The organism is Lysobacter soli (assembly GCF_003382285.1).
Lineage (GTDB): Bacteria > Pseudomonadota > Gammaproteobacteria > Xanthomonadales > Xanthomonadaceae > Lysobacter_J > Lysobacter_J soli.
Map to the genome: position 1 here is coordinate 137,049 of NZ_QTJR01000010.1, position 13,146 is coordinate 150,194.

The 13,146-nt window shown below is 67.2% G+C and carries 14 protein-coding genes; 9 read left to right on the forward strand and 5 right to left on the reverse strand.

Annotation, left to right across the window (positions count from 1 at the left end; translation table 11 throughout):
* The first annotated feature begins 221 nt into the window (after positions 1-221).
* The 5 genes from DX912_RS13900 (at position 222) to DX912_RS13920 (ending at position 5,070) form a co-directional block, all read left to right on the forward strand.
* Positions 222-1,190, forward strand: coding sequence for a DMT family transporter (locus DX912_RS13900; protein ID WP_115843245.1), 969 nt, complete (start codon positions 222-224; stop codon positions 1,188-1,190).
* Between the two features lie 131 nt (positions 1,191-1,321).
* A complete protein-coding gene (locus DX912_RS13905) occupies positions 1,322-2,359 on the forward strand; it encodes a DUF4344 domain-containing metallopeptidase (protein ID WP_115843247.1) in 1,038 nt (345 codons plus the stop codon).
* Positions 2,360-2,600: 241 nt separating this feature from the next.
* On the forward strand, positions 2,601-3,866 hold the full coding sequence (locus tag DX912_RS13910) for a sensor histidine kinase (RefSeq protein WP_233433593.1): 1,266 nt from the start codon (positions 2,601-2,603) through the stop codon (positions 3,864-3,866).
* Positions 3,859-4,647 (forward strand): LytR/AlgR family response regulator transcription factor, encoded by a 789-nt coding sequence (locus DX912_RS13915; RefSeq protein WP_233433594.1) that lies wholly within the window; start codon positions 3,859-3,861, stop codon positions 4,645-4,647. Before DX912_RS13910 ends, DX912_RS13915 begins: the two co-directional genes overlap by 8 nt.
* A gap of 48 nt (positions 4,648-4,695) precedes the next feature.
* Entirely contained in the window at positions 4,696-5,070 is a 375-nt protein-coding gene (locus tag DX912_RS13920; protein WP_115843251.1) for a hypothetical protein, read from the forward strand.
* Positions 5,071-5,190: 120 nt separating this feature from the next.
* On the opposite strand, the gene DX912_RS13925 is transcribed toward DX912_RS13920, so the two are convergent.
* Complete coding sequence (locus DX912_RS13925; RefSeq protein WP_115843253.1) at positions 5,191-7,416, reverse strand: NADP-dependent isocitrate dehydrogenase; 2,226 nt, start codon at positions 7,414-7,416, stop codon at positions 5,191-5,193.
* A 210-nt stretch (positions 7,417-7,626) separates the two neighbouring features.
* Positions 7,627-8,337 (reverse strand): UPF0149 family protein, encoded by a 711-nt coding sequence (locus DX912_RS13930; protein WP_115843255.1) that lies wholly within the window; start codon positions 8,335-8,337, stop codon positions 7,627-7,629.
* 68 nt (positions 8,338-8,405) lie between these two features.
* Here DX912_RS13930 and DX912_RS13935 point away from each other — a divergent pair, with 68 nt between their 5' ends.
* Entirely contained in the window at positions 8,406-8,822 is a 417-nt protein-coding gene (locus DX912_RS13935; protein ID WP_233433595.1) for a YchJ family protein, read from the forward strand.
* 131 nt (positions 8,823-8,953) lie between these two features.
* On the opposite strand, the gene DX912_RS13940 is transcribed toward DX912_RS13935, so the two are convergent.
* The 3 genes from DX912_RS13940 to queF form a co-directional block, all read right to left on the reverse strand.
* A complete protein-coding gene (locus DX912_RS13940; RefSeq protein ID WP_115843257.1) occupies positions 8,954-9,454 on the reverse strand; it encodes a hypothetical protein in 501 nt (166 codons plus the stop codon).
* Positions 9,455-9,481: 27 nt separating this feature from the next.
* Positions 9,482-9,793, reverse strand: a complete 312-nt coding sequence (locus tag DX912_RS13945) for a LysM peptidoglycan-binding domain-containing protein (protein ID WP_115843259.1) — start codon at positions 9,791-9,793, stop codon at positions 9,482-9,484.
* An 87-nt stretch (positions 9,794-9,880) separates the two neighbouring features.
* Positions 9,881-10,702 carry an NADPH-dependent 7-cyano-7-deazaguanine reductase QueF gene (gene queF / locus DX912_RS13950; protein ID WP_115843261.1) on the reverse strand — a complete coding sequence of 274 codons (822 nt, stop codon included), beginning with the start codon at positions 10,700-10,702 and terminating at the stop codon, positions 9,881-9,883.
* A gap of 235 nt (positions 10,703-10,937) precedes the next feature.
* On the opposite strand from queF, the gene DX912_RS13955 reads away from it, so the two are divergent.
* The 3 genes from DX912_RS13955 (at position 10,938) to DX912_RS13965 (ending at position 13,141) form a co-directional block, all read left to right on the forward strand.
* Positions 10,938-11,513, forward strand: coding sequence for an outer membrane beta-barrel protein (locus DX912_RS13955; protein WP_115843263.1), 576 nt, complete (start codon positions 10,938-10,940; stop codon positions 11,511-11,513).
* Between the two features lie 203 nt (positions 11,514-11,716).
* On the forward strand, positions 11,717-12,370 hold the full coding sequence (locus DX912_RS13960; protein WP_115843265.1) for a hypothetical protein: 654 nt from the start codon (positions 11,717-11,719) through the stop codon (positions 12,368-12,370).
* A 132-nt stretch (positions 12,371-12,502) separates the two neighbouring features.
* A complete protein-coding gene (locus DX912_RS13965) occupies positions 12,503-13,141 on the forward strand; it encodes an outer membrane beta-barrel protein (protein WP_115843268.1) in 639 nt (212 codons plus the stop codon).
* Positions 13,142-13,146 lie beyond the last annotated feature (5 nt).

The following is a 13,146-nucleotide window of genomic DNA, read 5'->3' on the forward strand; positions in this document are numbered from 1 at the left end:
TTCCTTCTCCCCTTCGGTCCTAGCCCCTCTCCCGCCTGCGGGAGAGGGGTTGGGGTGAGGGCGGGACGGGGCGATGCAGCGGTGGGCGCACTACCTTCGTTCTCGTTCCCCGCTGTGGACTTCACCCCTCCCCAACCCTCCCCTGCGGAGCAGGGGAGGGAGTCAGATGCCACCGCAATCTCGTTCAAGACATCGCAAGCCCAAGCGCCCACGCTTCCCCCATGCTCACCGGAACCCTCTACGCCCTCGCCGCCGGCCTGCTCTGGGGCCTGGTCTTCGTCGCGCCGCTGCTGCTGCCCGACTACCCGGCGGCGCTGCAATCGGTCGGGCGGTACCTCGCCTTCGGTCTCATCGCGTTGCCGCTGGCCTGGATCGACCGCGCCAACCTGCGCCGCCTGTCGCGCGCCGACTGGAAGGAAGCGCTCAAGCTCGCGGCCATCGGCAACCTGCTCTATTACGTGTGCCTGGCCAGCGCGATCCAGCGCGCCGGGGCACCGTTGCCGACGATGATCATCGGCACGTTGCCGGTGGTCATCGCCATCAGCGCGAACCTTCGCGACCACCGCCGCGATGGACGCCTGCCGTGGCGGAAGCTCGCGCCATCGCTGCTGCTGATCGCGCTCGGCATCGCCTGCGTAAACCGGGTCGAACTGGAGGCCCTGCGCGCGCAGCCCGACGCCGACGCGTCGCGCTACCTGCAGGGCGCGCTGCTGGCGATCGTGGCGGTGGCGTGCTGGACCTGGTATCCGCTGCGCAACGCCGACTGGCTGCGCGCGCACCCGGACCGCAGGCCGCGCACGTGGGCGACCGCGCAGGGCGTGGCGACGCTGCCGCTCGCGCTGGCCGGCTACACGCTGCTGTGGGGCGGCATGGCCGTGGCGGGAAGCGACTTCGCGATGCCGATGGGCCCGCGCCCGTGGTTCTTCGTCGGCCTGATGGCGTGCATCGGCCTGTTCGCCTCGTGGATCGGGACGCTGTGCTGGAACGCCGCCAGCCAGCGCCTGCCGACCGCGCTGGCGGGGCAGCTGATCGTGTTCGAGACGCTCGCCGCGCTGGCTTACGCCTTCATCCTTCGCGGCCGCGCGCCCGAACCGCTGACGATGCTGGGCATCGCGCTGCTGATCGCCGGCGTGCTCTGGGCCGTCCGCATCCGCCCCGAAGCCAGCGTCGCCGAGGGCCACGCCGCCTGAAGCGCGTGTAGCGCGGCTCCACGACGTGTGAAGGCCGTGGCGGTTCCGCCGTCACGCCGCAGCGGCTAGGATTCCGCCCACGACGCACGCACGGGAGCGCGCGTCGCCTGGGTAAGCGCACGGGGACGCGCATGTCGACGAGACTCTTGATCGTATTGCTGTCGCTGGCACTGGGCGTGGTGAGCGGCGCGTTCGGCTATTCATTGATCGCCGGCAAGCGCCAGGCCGCCGCGCTCGCGGCCGCGCGCGAGGAAGGCCGCAAGGCTGCCGAGAAGGCGATGGCCGACGACATGGCCGCGCTCAAGCCGGTGAGCTTCGCCAAGACCGCCGATGCCGAGAGCAAGGCCGGTGGCGTGCAGTTCGGCTACGAATACGTGAAGCCGAAGAACGCCGAGCTGGAGCCGTACTACAAGCTCGCGCACGACACCGACATGCTGCGCCACATCCCGGAAGTGCAGGCCATCGACGGCATGCTGATGCTGCCGCGGCCGATCAACTATGTCACCGCCGAATGCGGCGAGGTCAACGCGTTCTATTCGCCCGAACGCAATGAAGTGGTGATGTGCTACGAGACGATGAAGGTGCTCGAGCAGCGCGGCCGCGAACTCGCCGCGCACAACAAGCTCCCCGACACCTACGCGCAGCAGTACCTGGATGCGAACTTCCGCTTCATCCTGCTGCACGAAACCGGCCACGCGCTGATCACCCTGCTGGAAATCCCGATCACCGGCCGGGAGGAAGACGCCGTCGACCAGCTCGCGACCACGCTGATGCTGCGCTTCGCCGGGCTCAACGAATCCACCTCGACCGTCACCGAAAACCTGCGCATGGCGTCAAACTGGTTCCTCGCGCGCAGCACCGGCGAGTACAACCTCGACGCCTACGCCGACCAGCACGCGCTGGGCGAGCAGCGCTACTTCAACCTGCAGTGCCTGCTGTACGGCAGCGACCCGGCGCGCTACCTGAGCATCGTGACCGACGGCGACCTGCCCGAATCGCGCGCGCAGGGCTGCCCGGAGGAATCGCGTCGCATCAGCAGTTCGTGGCTGCGCCTGCTGCTCCCGTACGTGGCGCCGAAGTACGAGATGACCGAAGAGAAGGCGAATCGCCTGTTCAAGCAGCGCGAGATCGAACGCGTGCGGAACACGGATTCGTCGTATATCCGCTGATCGTTCGCCATGGAGCCCCTCTCCCGCGTGCGGGAGAGGGGTTGGGGTGAGGGCAAGGCGCGGATGTCGTCGATTCGCCCTCACCCCGGCCCTCTCCCGCAAGCGGGAGAGGGGGCGTGAAATCACTTCACTCCTCCCAGTCCCCGCTTCGTCGCCCCGCACCCGCGTTCGTCGCGCGCGCCCTTCCGGCCGGCGCCGGGGTCGCTATGCTGCGCCGCATTCCATCGTGACAGGCGCTTCCGTGTTCAAGACCCTGGCCTTCGTCCTCCGCATCGGCTTCGCCTGGTTCATGGCGTTGCTGGTCGTGTCGGCCATCTGGAACCAGCTGCCGGTGCTCGGCCGGCTCGACTGGGTGCTCACGATGGCCGGCATCGCGACGATGGCGCTGGTGGTCGTGGCCGCGTCCTCGCACGTGGACCGCGTGCGCCTGATCGCCAATCGCGTCGACAAGGAAGCGCTGGACAACCGCCAGCGCCGGCAGGTGGAAGTCCCGTTCGAAGCCGGCGAGGCGTTCGATCTGGTCGACGCCGCGGTGCGCGAGCTGCCGCGCATCGGTCCGGTGGAAAGCGCGCGCGACAGCCTGCAACTGCGCGCGACGGTGGCACGTCCGCAGAACGACGGCGACCATCCGCTCGGCCAGTGGAACCCGATGCGCTGGTTCGGCGTGCCGCGCAACCGCATCCTCGTCACCGTCACGCCGGGTCGCGACGCGGCCAGCGTCACGCTGATCTGCGAACCCGAAAGCCCCGCGTGGAGCGACTGGTTCCTCGTCGACGAAGGCACGAACTTCGAGAATGCCGAGGCGATCACGCGGGCGATCAGCCGCCGCGTCGCGCAGCGCCGCCGGGACGAAAAGGCCGAGACCGCGCAGACCGCGACGGAGAAGGAGCTCACCGTCGCGCGCCTGAACCTGCTGCACGCGCAGGTCGAACCGCACTTCCTCTACAACACGCTCGCCAGCGCGCAGCTGCTCACGCGCAGCGATCCGGCGCGCGCCGACGAGATGCTCGGCCACCTCATCCAGTACCTGCGCCGTTCGCTGCCGAGCACCGACAACGAGATGTCCACGCTGAGTGCGGAACTCGAACGCGCATTGGCCTATCTGGAAATCCTGAAGATCCGCATGGGCTCGCGCCTGGCCGTGCAGGTCGACGTTCCCGAATCGCTTCGCAACACGCCGCTGCCGCCGATGGTGCTGCAGACGCTGGTGGAGAACGCGATCAAGCACGGGCTGGAGCCGCGCACCGGTGGCGGCACGGTGTGGATACGCGCGCGCCGCGTGGACGATGTCGTCGCCGTGACCGTGGCCGACGACGGCGAAGGTTTCAACACGAAGAACAGCGGCACGGGCATCGGCCTGAAGAATGTGCGCGAACGCCTGCGCCTGCTGTACGGCGCCAGCGCGGCGCTGTCGGTCGTCGCCAATTTCCCCAGCGGCGTCGCGGCGACGATCTCCGTCCCGCCCGCCTTGCCGCCCGCGATCCCGACGGAGGGCCGCCATGTCTGATTCCACCATGTCCGAGCGTGCCTTCACCTGCGTCGTCGCCGAAGACGAATCGCTGCTGCGCGAGTCGCTGGTCAAGCAATTGCGCGAGGCGTGGCCGGAACTGCAGATCGTCGCCGAGTGCGAGGACGGCGCGAGCGCGCTGGAAGCGCTGGCCGAACACACGCCGACCGTCGCCTTCCTGGACATCCGCATGCCCGGCATCAGCGGTCTGGAAGTCGCTGCCGCCGCCGCGCAGGTCTCTCCGCGCACGCAGGTCGTCTTCGTCACGGCCTACGACCAGTACGCGATCGACGCCTTCGAGCGCGGTGCGGTCGATTACCTGCTCAAGCCGATCTCCCCCGCGCGTCTTTCGACGACCGTGCAGCGCTTGAAGGAGCGCACGGGCAACAACGACGCGGCGGTGCTCGCCGACCTGCTGCAGCGCCTCGGTGCGCGGCCGGCCGCCGCCGCAGCGCCGCCGCTGACGTGGATCACCGCCAGCGCCGGGCGCGAGACGCGACTGATCCTCGTCGACGAAGTGGCGTACTTCCGCGCCGACAACAAGTACACCACCGTGGTCACCGCCGAAGGCGAGGCGCTGCTGCGCACGCCGATCCGCGAACTGCTGGGCGTGCTGGATCCGTCGACGTTCCGGCAGATCCACCGCTCCACCATCGTCAACCTGAAGGCAATCGCCGGCATCGTGCGCGACGACACCGGGCGCGGCACCGTGCGCCTGAAATCGCGCACCGAAACGCTGCCGGTCAGCGCGCCGTTCATGGCGCTGTTCCGCCACATGTAACACCGACGCTTCCGGCAACGGATCGCCAGCTCATCTGCGAGGTGCACCATGAAGTTCCAGGCATTGCTGTATTTCCTGCTGTCGCTGTTCGGCTGCGACGTGGGCAAGAGCACGTTCGTCGATCGCATCGTGCATGACGGCGCGACGTCGCTGGACAGTCGCACGGTCGTGGAGGCCGGCGTGGCGCGCTTCGAGTGCCTGAGTAGCGCGAGCGGGCAGTGCTACTACACGCTGTTCCCGCGCGATTGTTCCGCGTCGAACAAGAAGGACGCCGGATGCCTGGCGAAGCCGATCCGGCAGTTCGCCGTCGCCGATGGCGATACGCGGCAGATCGCGGGGTTGCGCGATTTCCGGCTGTGCGTGAGCGCTGAGAATGGCGCCGCGGCACCGGGTTGCCCGGTGCCGAAACCTACGGCGCGTTGATCGCTCTGTAGCCCGGGTAAGCGCAGCGCACCCAGGAAGTCGTCAGGCAAACCACACGCCATCGCGTGTCACTTCACCCCTCCTCAACCTCCCCTGCATTCGCAGGGGAGGAGCGGAAAATCAAAGCGCCGCGAGCGCCGCGTTGAACGTTTCGCTCGGACGCATCGCCTTGGCGAGCTTGCCCATGTCCGGGTGGTAATAGCCGCCGATGTCCACAGGTTTGCCCTGCGCGGCGATCTGCTCGTCGACGATCTTCTGCTCGTTCGCTTCCAGCGCGTCGGCGAGCTTGCCGAAACGCGTGGCGAGTTCGGCATCGTTCGTCTGGTTCGCCAGCGCGCGTGCCCAGTACATCGCCAGGTAGAAGTGGCTGCCGCGGTTGTCGATGCCGCCGACCTTGCGCGAGGGCGACTTGTCGTTGTCCAGGAACTTCGCGTTCGCCTCGTCCAGCGTGTCGGCCAGCACCTTGGCGCGCGCGTTGCCGGTGTGGTTGGCGAGGTGTTCGAGCGAAGCGGCCAGTGCGAGGAACTCGCCCAGCGAATCCCAGCGCAGGTAGTTCTCCTCGACGAACTGCTGCACGTGCTTCGGCGCCGAACCACCGGCGCCGGTCTCGAACAGGCCGCCGCCGGCCATGAGCGGCACGATCGACAGCATCTTCGCGCTGGTGCCCAGTTCCATGATCGGGAACAGGTCGGTGAGGTAGTCGCGCAGCACGTTGCCGGTGACCGAGATCGTGTCCTTGCCGTCGCGGATGCGCGAGAGCGACAGCTTCATCGCCTCCACCGGCGACAGGATGCGGATGTCCAGGCCCGCGGTGTCGTGGTCCTTGAGATAACGCTCGACCTTCGCGATCAGGTTCGCGTCGTGCGCGCGCTGCGGATCGAGCCAGAAGACCGCCGGCGTGTTCGACAGGCGCGCGCGGTTCACCGCGAGCTTCACCCAGTCCTGGATCGGCGCGTCCTTGGTCTGGCACATGCGCCAGATGTCGCCGGCTTCGACCGTGTGCTCCATCAGCACGTGGCCGGCGTCGTCGAGCACGCGCACCACGCCGTCGGCGGGAATCTGGAAGGTCTTGTCGTGGCTGCCGTATTCCTCGGCCTTCTGCGCCATGAGGCCGACGTTGGGCACCGAGCCCATCGTCGCCGGATCGAACGCGCCGTGCGCCTTGCAGTCGTCGACCACGGCCTGGTAGATGCCGGCGTAGCAGCGGTCGGGAATGATCGCCTTGGTGTCCTGCAGCTTGCCGTCGGTGTTCCACATGCGGCCGGAGTCGCGGATCATCGCCGGCATCGACGCGTCGACGATGACGTCGCTGGGCACGTGCAGGTTGGTGATGCCCTTGTCGGAATTCACCATCGCCAGCGACGGGCGACGCGCGTATTCGGCGGCGATGTCGGCCTCGATGGCGGCGACGGTTTCCGGCGGCAGCGACGCCAGGCGCGCGTAGAGGTCGCCGATGCCGTTGTTCGCGTCGAAGCCGGCGCGGGCCAGCACGTCGGCATGCTTGGCCAGCGTGTCGCGATAGAAGCGCTTGACCACGATGCCGAACATGATCGGATCGGACACCTTCATCATCGTGGCCTTCAGGTGCAGCGAGAACAGCACGCCGCGCGCGAGCGCGTCGTCGATCTGCGCATCGACGAAGGCCGACAGGGCCTTGGCGCTCATCAGCGAGGCGTCGATCACTTCGCCGGCCTGCACCTTGATGTTGGTCTTGAGCATGTTGCGGCGGCCGTCGCTGCCGGTGAGCTCGATCGAGACCGTGCCGGCCTTGTCGATCACCCTGGACTGCTCGCTCGCGTAGAAATCGCCGGCGTCCATGTGCGCGACGTGCGAGGCCGAATCGGCGCTCCACGCGCCCATGCGGTGCGGATGCTTGCGTGCGTAGTTCTTCACCGACAGCGGCGCGCGGCGGTCGGAATTGCCTTCGCGCAGCACCGGGTTCACCGCGCTGCCCTTGACGCGGTCGTAGCGCGACTTGATGTCGTTTTCCTGCTCGCCCTTGGGCTCTTCCGGGTAATCCGGCAGCGCGTAGCCCTGCTGCTGCAGCTCGACGATCGCGGCCTTGAGCTGCGGCACCGAGGCCGAGATGTTCGGCAGCTTGATGATGTTCGCGTCCGGGGTGGTCGCGAGCTGGCCCAGTTCAGCTAGGTCGTCGGCGATCTTCTGGTCGGGCTTCAGCAGTTCGGGGAACTGCGACAAGAGGCGGCCGGCCAGCGAGATGTCGCGCGTTTCCACTGCGATGCCCGCCGGCGCGGTGTAGGCCTCGATGATCGGCAGCAGCGACTGCGTGGCCAGGAACGGCGCTTCGTCCGTCAGCGTGTAGAGGATCTTGGGCGTGTTGGGCATGTCGGCGTGACTCGCTAGCGGAAGACGGGGGCGGGTGCGCGGCTCGTCGCGGCGTGGCGCCGGCGCGGCCTGTTCGACGCGCGCGCCTGGGCGGCGCGCAACCCCGGCATTGTCGCGGTTTCGATGCAGCGCGGCAAAGCGCGTGGGCGCAACAGTGAGGCGCGCGCTACCGCACGCGAGGGTATGGCGTCGGACGTTGGCGGCGGGCGATCAGGCTGCGCCGCAGCACTTCTTGTACTTCTTGCCGCTGCCGCACGGGCAGGGCGCGTTGCGGTCGGGCGTGGCCTCGCGGCGGATGGGCTCGCGCGGCGTCAGCGTGTCGATGCGCAGGTGGTGCAGGTCGGCGAGCATGCCCGGCAGCGAGGCGATGATCTCCAGCCGTTCGCGATAGCTGACCGGCTCGCCGGGCGCTTCGGGATCCTCGCCGACGATCTCGCCGCTGGCGAGGCGATCGAAGCGCAGGAAGATCTCATCGACCCAGTCGTGCTCGTCAAGCCACTGGTCCCACTTGATCTCGCTCAGCTCGACCGCGCGGAAGAAACCGAATGCCCAGTCGCGGCCGACATCGAGTTCGTCGTCCTGTTCCTCTTCCGGGTTCTCCGGCAGCCACAGCAGCGGCGCAAGATGGTCGGGCAGGTCGTCCTCGCCGAAGCGCACGCGCTGGTTGACCATGTTCCAGTGGCCCAGCAGCAGCGCCTGGACCTGTTCGCGTTCTTCCTCGTCCTTCCAGCGCGGGGGCGTGCCCCACACCGCGTCGTGCCACTGTTCGTACGGGACGGTTTCCGGCGCGACCGCGAGCGCGGAGAGGTAGCCGTCCAGCGCCTCCAGGTTGAACCCCTTGAACGGCACGGCGCGCTGCTCCAGCAGTTCGGCCAGGCGTTCGATCTGGTCGTCGTCGAGGTAGTTCGGGGCGGCTTTCATGGCGGCTCGTGCTTCGCGGGGGCGCGTCATGGTAGTCGCAGTGGGGTTGCCTCGCCGAGAATTCGCACATGAACCCGAAGCCGTCCGCGCCCATGGCGCCCTCGACCCCGTGCCCCTGCGGCCGCGGCCGCCCGTACGGCCAGTGCTGCGGCCCGCTCCACGCGGGCGCGCCGGCGGCCGATGCCGAGGCGCTGATGCGCTCGCGCTACTGCGCCTACGTGCTCGGTGATGCCGCGTACGTGCTGGCCAGCTGGCATCCGGATACGCGACCGGAGACGCTCGACCTCGAGGACACCGCATCGACGCGCTGGCTCGGTCTCGACGTGAAGCGCCACGCGCCGCTGGATGCGGACCACGCGACCGTCGAGTTCGTCGCGCGATACCGCGTCGGCGGCGGCTCGGCGTTCCGGCTGCACGAAATCAGCCGCTTCGTTCGCGAGGACGGCCGCTGGTACTACGTGGACGGCTTCCTGCCGCCGCGTTGAACGCCGCGCCGGGCAATTACGCAAAAAAACACGCGGATAAAAACACGCGGATAAAACACGCGCATAAAAAAAGGGCGCGGTAACGAGCCGCGCCCATGCTTGCCCACCAGTGAGGTGGGGGAGAGAGACGGTTACTTCACCTCGAAGTCGCGCGTCTGCACGACCGCGCCATCGAGGAGGACTTCAAGCTTGTACTTGCCGGTCGGGAACCCGCCGGGCTTGCTGATGGTGAAAACGGTCTGACCGGGACCAGCGAAGTTCACGTCGGCGGTGTCTTCCTTGACGGTCTGGCCGTCCTGGAAGGTCCACTTCGCGCCGAGCTTGGCCGGCACCGCGGCCGCCGGATCGGACGTCGTCGTACCGACGGACGCGTTGATCGTGTCGCTCGGCTTAAACGTCGCGGTCGGCGAAGCGACCTTCTTGTCGGCGCCGACGGTTGGGCCGAGGTCGACCGTCGTAACGGTGACGGTGGCGACCGGAGCAGGCGTCGGAGCCGGCGCGGGAGCGGCCGGTTCAGTCGTCGCGGGCGGCGTGCTCGTGACGACGGGTTCTTCCTTCTTCTTGCAGCCGACCAGCGCGACAGACGCGAGCAGCGCGGTGGCGACGGCGGTGTGCAGGTGGTTGCGGATCATCGGGACGTCTCCTGGATTGTCGGTCGTTCACTCGCCCGCCGGCGGGATGCGCAGCACCTGGCCCGGCTGGATGCGATCGGGATCGTCCAGCTGGTCGCGGTTCGCGTCGAAGATCGCGTTCCACTTGCTGGCCTTGCCGTAGAACTGCTTGGCGATGTGCGAAAGCGTGTCGCCCTTCTGCACGGTGTAGGACTGCGCTTCGCCCGCGGTGGCGGACGTGATCTGCTCCGTCGAGCTGATCGACGACTGGACGTCGCTGAAATCGGGACGGATCTGTTCCGTGCTCTCGACCTTGCTCTGCACGTCCGAGAAATCGGCCTTCTTGTCGGGTTGGGTCACGTTGGAAGCCTCCTGTCGTGAGGGCGGAGGCACATTGGCACGCGTCCCGTTAAGGAAATATGGCGACCGGGTAAGCGCTGCGCTTGTTCATTGCCGTTCGTCGCGACCGGGTGCAGGACGCTCGATTCCCGGCGTCGCGCGCCACGGATTGATGTCCAGTCCACCACGTCGCGTGTAGCGCGCTTCCACCGACAGCCGCTGCGCGCCCGTGCGTGCGATGAGATCGACGAACACGCGTTCGACGCATTGTTCGTGGAACTCGGCGTGATCGCGGAACGACACGACGTAGCGCAGCAGTCCCGCGCGATCGAGCTTCGGCCCGTGGTAATCGATCACGATGCGCGCCCAGTCGGGCTGACCGGTGACGGGGCAGTTCGACTTGAGCAGCGAGCTGGTAAGCGTCTCGGTGACCACGCGCGACGCATCGGCGGAGAGATGGTCAGCGTTCGGCGGGCCGTAGTCGTGGATCTCGACGTCGAGCGAATCGATGCAATCGAGCACCGCGTTGTCGGGAGCGGCTTCGTCGGTCGGCGGCAGGCCGAACCGGACGTCGACCGGCACGCCGGCGACACGCGTGAGGTCTTCGACGATGCGCGCGTGCACGTCGGCGTCGGAGTCGAAACGCGCCGCGTTGAACGAGTTCAGGTAGAGCTTGAGCGACTTGGATTCGACCAGGTTCGGCGATGTCGCCGGCACCGTGATGGTCGCCGTGCCCACGCGCGGCTTCCCGCGGAGGTCGAGCCAGCTGAGCTCGTAGGCGTTCCAGCGGTCCACGCCGATGAAGGGCAGTTCGCCGGATGCGATGCCGATGTGGTCGCGGCCGAGCGAGCGGGCGATCGGGAACAGCAGGCTCGCGTCGTATTCGCGCGGATAGTCGACGTGGCGACCGAGGGGGAGATCGTGGGTCATGCGGCGATTTTACAGGTGCGACTGCGCCGCCTTCCTTCCGTGAAGCTGCGGCTTTGAAGTGACGTTGCGATGTGCCGATCGCGGCGGGGGACCGTCACGTTTCGATGAAGTTCCTGCACCTTCCAGTACAGTATTCAGGTTAAATTTCGGTTAGCTCCGGATACTCCACGGCACCGGCGCCACTCGCGTTTCCCCCAAACAGGCGTCGGACACCTAATAAAGAGGCTGAGACCTTATGAAGCGTTCCCTGCTTGCCCTGACCCTGCTCGCCGCGCTGCCGTTCGCCGCGTCGGCTGCCGACAACGTCTCGTACAACTACATCGAAGGCGGCTACGTCGGCACCAGCACCGACACCATCGGCGGCTTCAACGACACGCCGGATTCGGATGGCTGGTCGGTCGGCGGTTCCGGCGCCATCGCGCCGAACTTCCACCTGTTCGGCAACTACAGCAGCCAGGAGTTCGACCACAACTTCGGCGACCTGGACCGCTGGCGCCTGGGCGTGGGCTACAACCACGAGATCAACTCCAGCGTCGACCTGCTCACCCGCGTCGCGTACGAGAAGGCCGAGTTCGATGCCATCGACCTGGACGGCTGGAGCGTTGAAGCCGGCGTGCGCGCGGGCCTGACCCCGAACATCGAAGCCTTCGCGCTGGCCGGTTACGAGGACTACGACCAGGGCGTCGACGGCGAGTTCTACGGCCGCGTCGGTGCGCAGGTGAAGTTCAACCAGACCTGGGGCATCAACGGCGAAGTGAAGTTCGTCGACGGCTACACCGAGTACTTCGTCGGCCCGCGCATCAGCTTCTGATCGCAGCGTCCGATCCCGCCATCGGCGGACAACGAGTTCCACGACAGCGTTCTCTCTCCCCCATGTCGTGATTGGAAGCCCGGCCCACGCCGGGCTTCTTTTTGTGACCACAGGCACCCTTGTATTAACGATTTCTTCACGATATGGTGCGCCGGCCGCTGCAATGGCGGTCAGGGACCAATACCAAAAGGATCAGGGGACTCATGAAGAAGCGTTTTGTTCTGGCTGCCATGCTGGCGGCCGCGCCGTTCGTCGCCTCCGCTGCGGACAACGGTGTCAGCTACACCTACATCGAAGGCGGCTACAACCAGGCCCGCATCGATCACGACGACGAAATTCTGGGCGACTTCGACGCCGACGGCGGCTATCTGCGCGGTTCGTTCGGCGTGAGCAAGTCGGTTTACCTGTTCGGAAGCTACGCCAGTGGCGAAGACAGCGACAACGTCAGCCTCGACATCGGCCTGCCCGATCCGTACGAAGCCAAGGTCGACGACGAGCTGACGATCAGCGAATTCGGCGTGGGCTTCCACTCGGCCATGGGCGAGCGCGTGGACTTCATCGGCGAGCTGGCCTACTTCCGCATGGAAGAAGACTTCAAGGTCCACGACGATGAAGGCACCTACACCGATCGTTGGCACGTCAACGGCGGCCGGGCCTCGGTCGGCATCCGTGGCGGCAACGAGCACGTCGAAGGCTGGGCGAAGATCGGCTACCTCGATGCGAGCGACTTCAACGGCAACTTCGTCGGCGGCGTCGGCGGCCAGTACAAGTTCAACCAGACCTGGGGTCTGGTAGGCGAAGTGGAAGTGTTCGACGACCTGTCCCGCTACATGGTCGGCGTGCGCGCGAGCTTCTGACCTCGCTGCAACGCAACCACCAAAGACCCGGCTCCGGCCGGGTCTTTCGTTTGCGATGCCCGCCTCATGCCGCGCGGGCGCTTTCGTGCCAAAGTGCGGCCTGGTTTGCACGCGCCTTTTTTTGGGGATCGGATGAAGAAGCAACTTGCACTCGCGGCCGCGCTGGCGGCCGCGCCGTTCGCCGCGCTCGCCGGCGGACACAGCTACACGTACCTGGAAGCCGGGTACGCGCAACTCAACCAGGAACTGCCGGCACCCGCAGGATTCGAAATCGACGACATCGAGGCCGGCGGCTTCTACGTGGCCGGTTCGGCGGAGATCGCGCCGTCGATCCATCTGTTCGGCGCCTACCGCAAGGGCGACGACGACGTCAGCGTCTCGCTGCCGATGGGCGGCGGTGAAATCGGCAGTGCCGGCATCGACATGTCGCAGGGCGTGCTCGGCGCCGGCTGGCACCACGACCTGCGCGATCGCACCGACCTGGTCGCCGAACTGAGCTGGCTTCGCACGAAGATCGACGTCAAGGACGATGAGGAAGGCGCGGACGAAGGCGACGATGTCCGCATCGCCGTGGGCGTGCGCCACCTCATCGCCGACAACGTCGAGCTGTGGGTGAAGGGCAACTACACCGACGGCGATCTCTACGACGGCGCCTTCAGCGCCAGCGCCGGCGTGCAGTACAAGCTCACGCAGACGTGGGGCCTGGTGGCCGAAGCCGAGGGCGGTGGCGACACGTCGATGTTCGGCGTGGGCGTACGTGCGAACTTCTGACGAAG

What these genes read in the sequence shown, in the direction of transcription:
- DX912_RS13920 (WP_115843251.1), top strand. Translation starts at nt 4,696, where the DNA reads ATGAAGTTCCAGGCATTGCTGTATTTCCTGCTGTCGCTGTTCGGCTGC.
- DX912_RS13960 (WP_115843265.1), top strand. Translation starts at nt 11,717, where the DNA reads ATGAAGAAGCGTTTTGTTCTGGCTGCCATGCTGGCGGCCGCGCCGTTC.
- DX912_RS13930 (WP_115843255.1), bottom strand. Translation starts at nt 8,337, where the DNA reads ATGAAAGCCGCCCCGAACTACCTCGACGACGACCAGATCGAACGCCTG.
- DX912_RS13955 (WP_115843263.1), top strand. Translation starts at nt 10,938, where the DNA reads ATGAAGCGTTCCCTGCTTGCCCTGACCCTGCTCGCCGCGCTGCCGTTC.
- queF (WP_115843261.1), bottom strand. Translation starts at nt 10,702, where the DNA reads ATGACCCACGATCTCCCCCTCGGTCGCCACGTCGACTATCCGCGCGAA.
- DX912_RS13965 (WP_115843268.1), top strand. Translation starts at nt 12,503, where the DNA reads ATGAAGAAGCAACTTGCACTCGCGGCCGCGCTGGCGGCCGCGCCGTTC.
- DX912_RS13915 (WP_233433594.1), top strand. Translation starts at nt 3,859, where the DNA reads ATGTCTGATTCCACCATGTCCGAGCGTGCCTTCACCTGCGTCGTCGCC.
- DX912_RS13940 (WP_115843257.1), bottom strand. Translation starts at nt 9,454, where the DNA reads ATGATCCGCAACCACCTGCACACCGCCGTCGCCACCGCGCTGCTCGCG.
- DX912_RS13925 (WP_115843253.1), bottom strand. Translation starts at nt 7,416, where the DNA reads ATGCCCAACACGCCCAAGATCCTCTACACGCTGACGGACGAAGCGCCG.
- DX912_RS13935 (WP_233433595.1), top strand. Translation starts at nt 8,406, where the DNA reads ATGAACCCGAAGCCGTCCGCGCCCATGGCGCCCTCGACCCCGTGCCCC.
- DX912_RS13900 (WP_115843245.1), top strand. Translation starts at nt 222, where the DNA reads ATGCTCACCGGAACCCTCTACGCCCTCGCCGCCGGCCTGCTCTGGGGC.
- DX912_RS13905 (WP_115843247.1), top strand. Translation starts at nt 1,322, where the DNA reads ATGTCGACGAGACTCTTGATCGTATTGCTGTCGCTGGCACTGGGCGTG.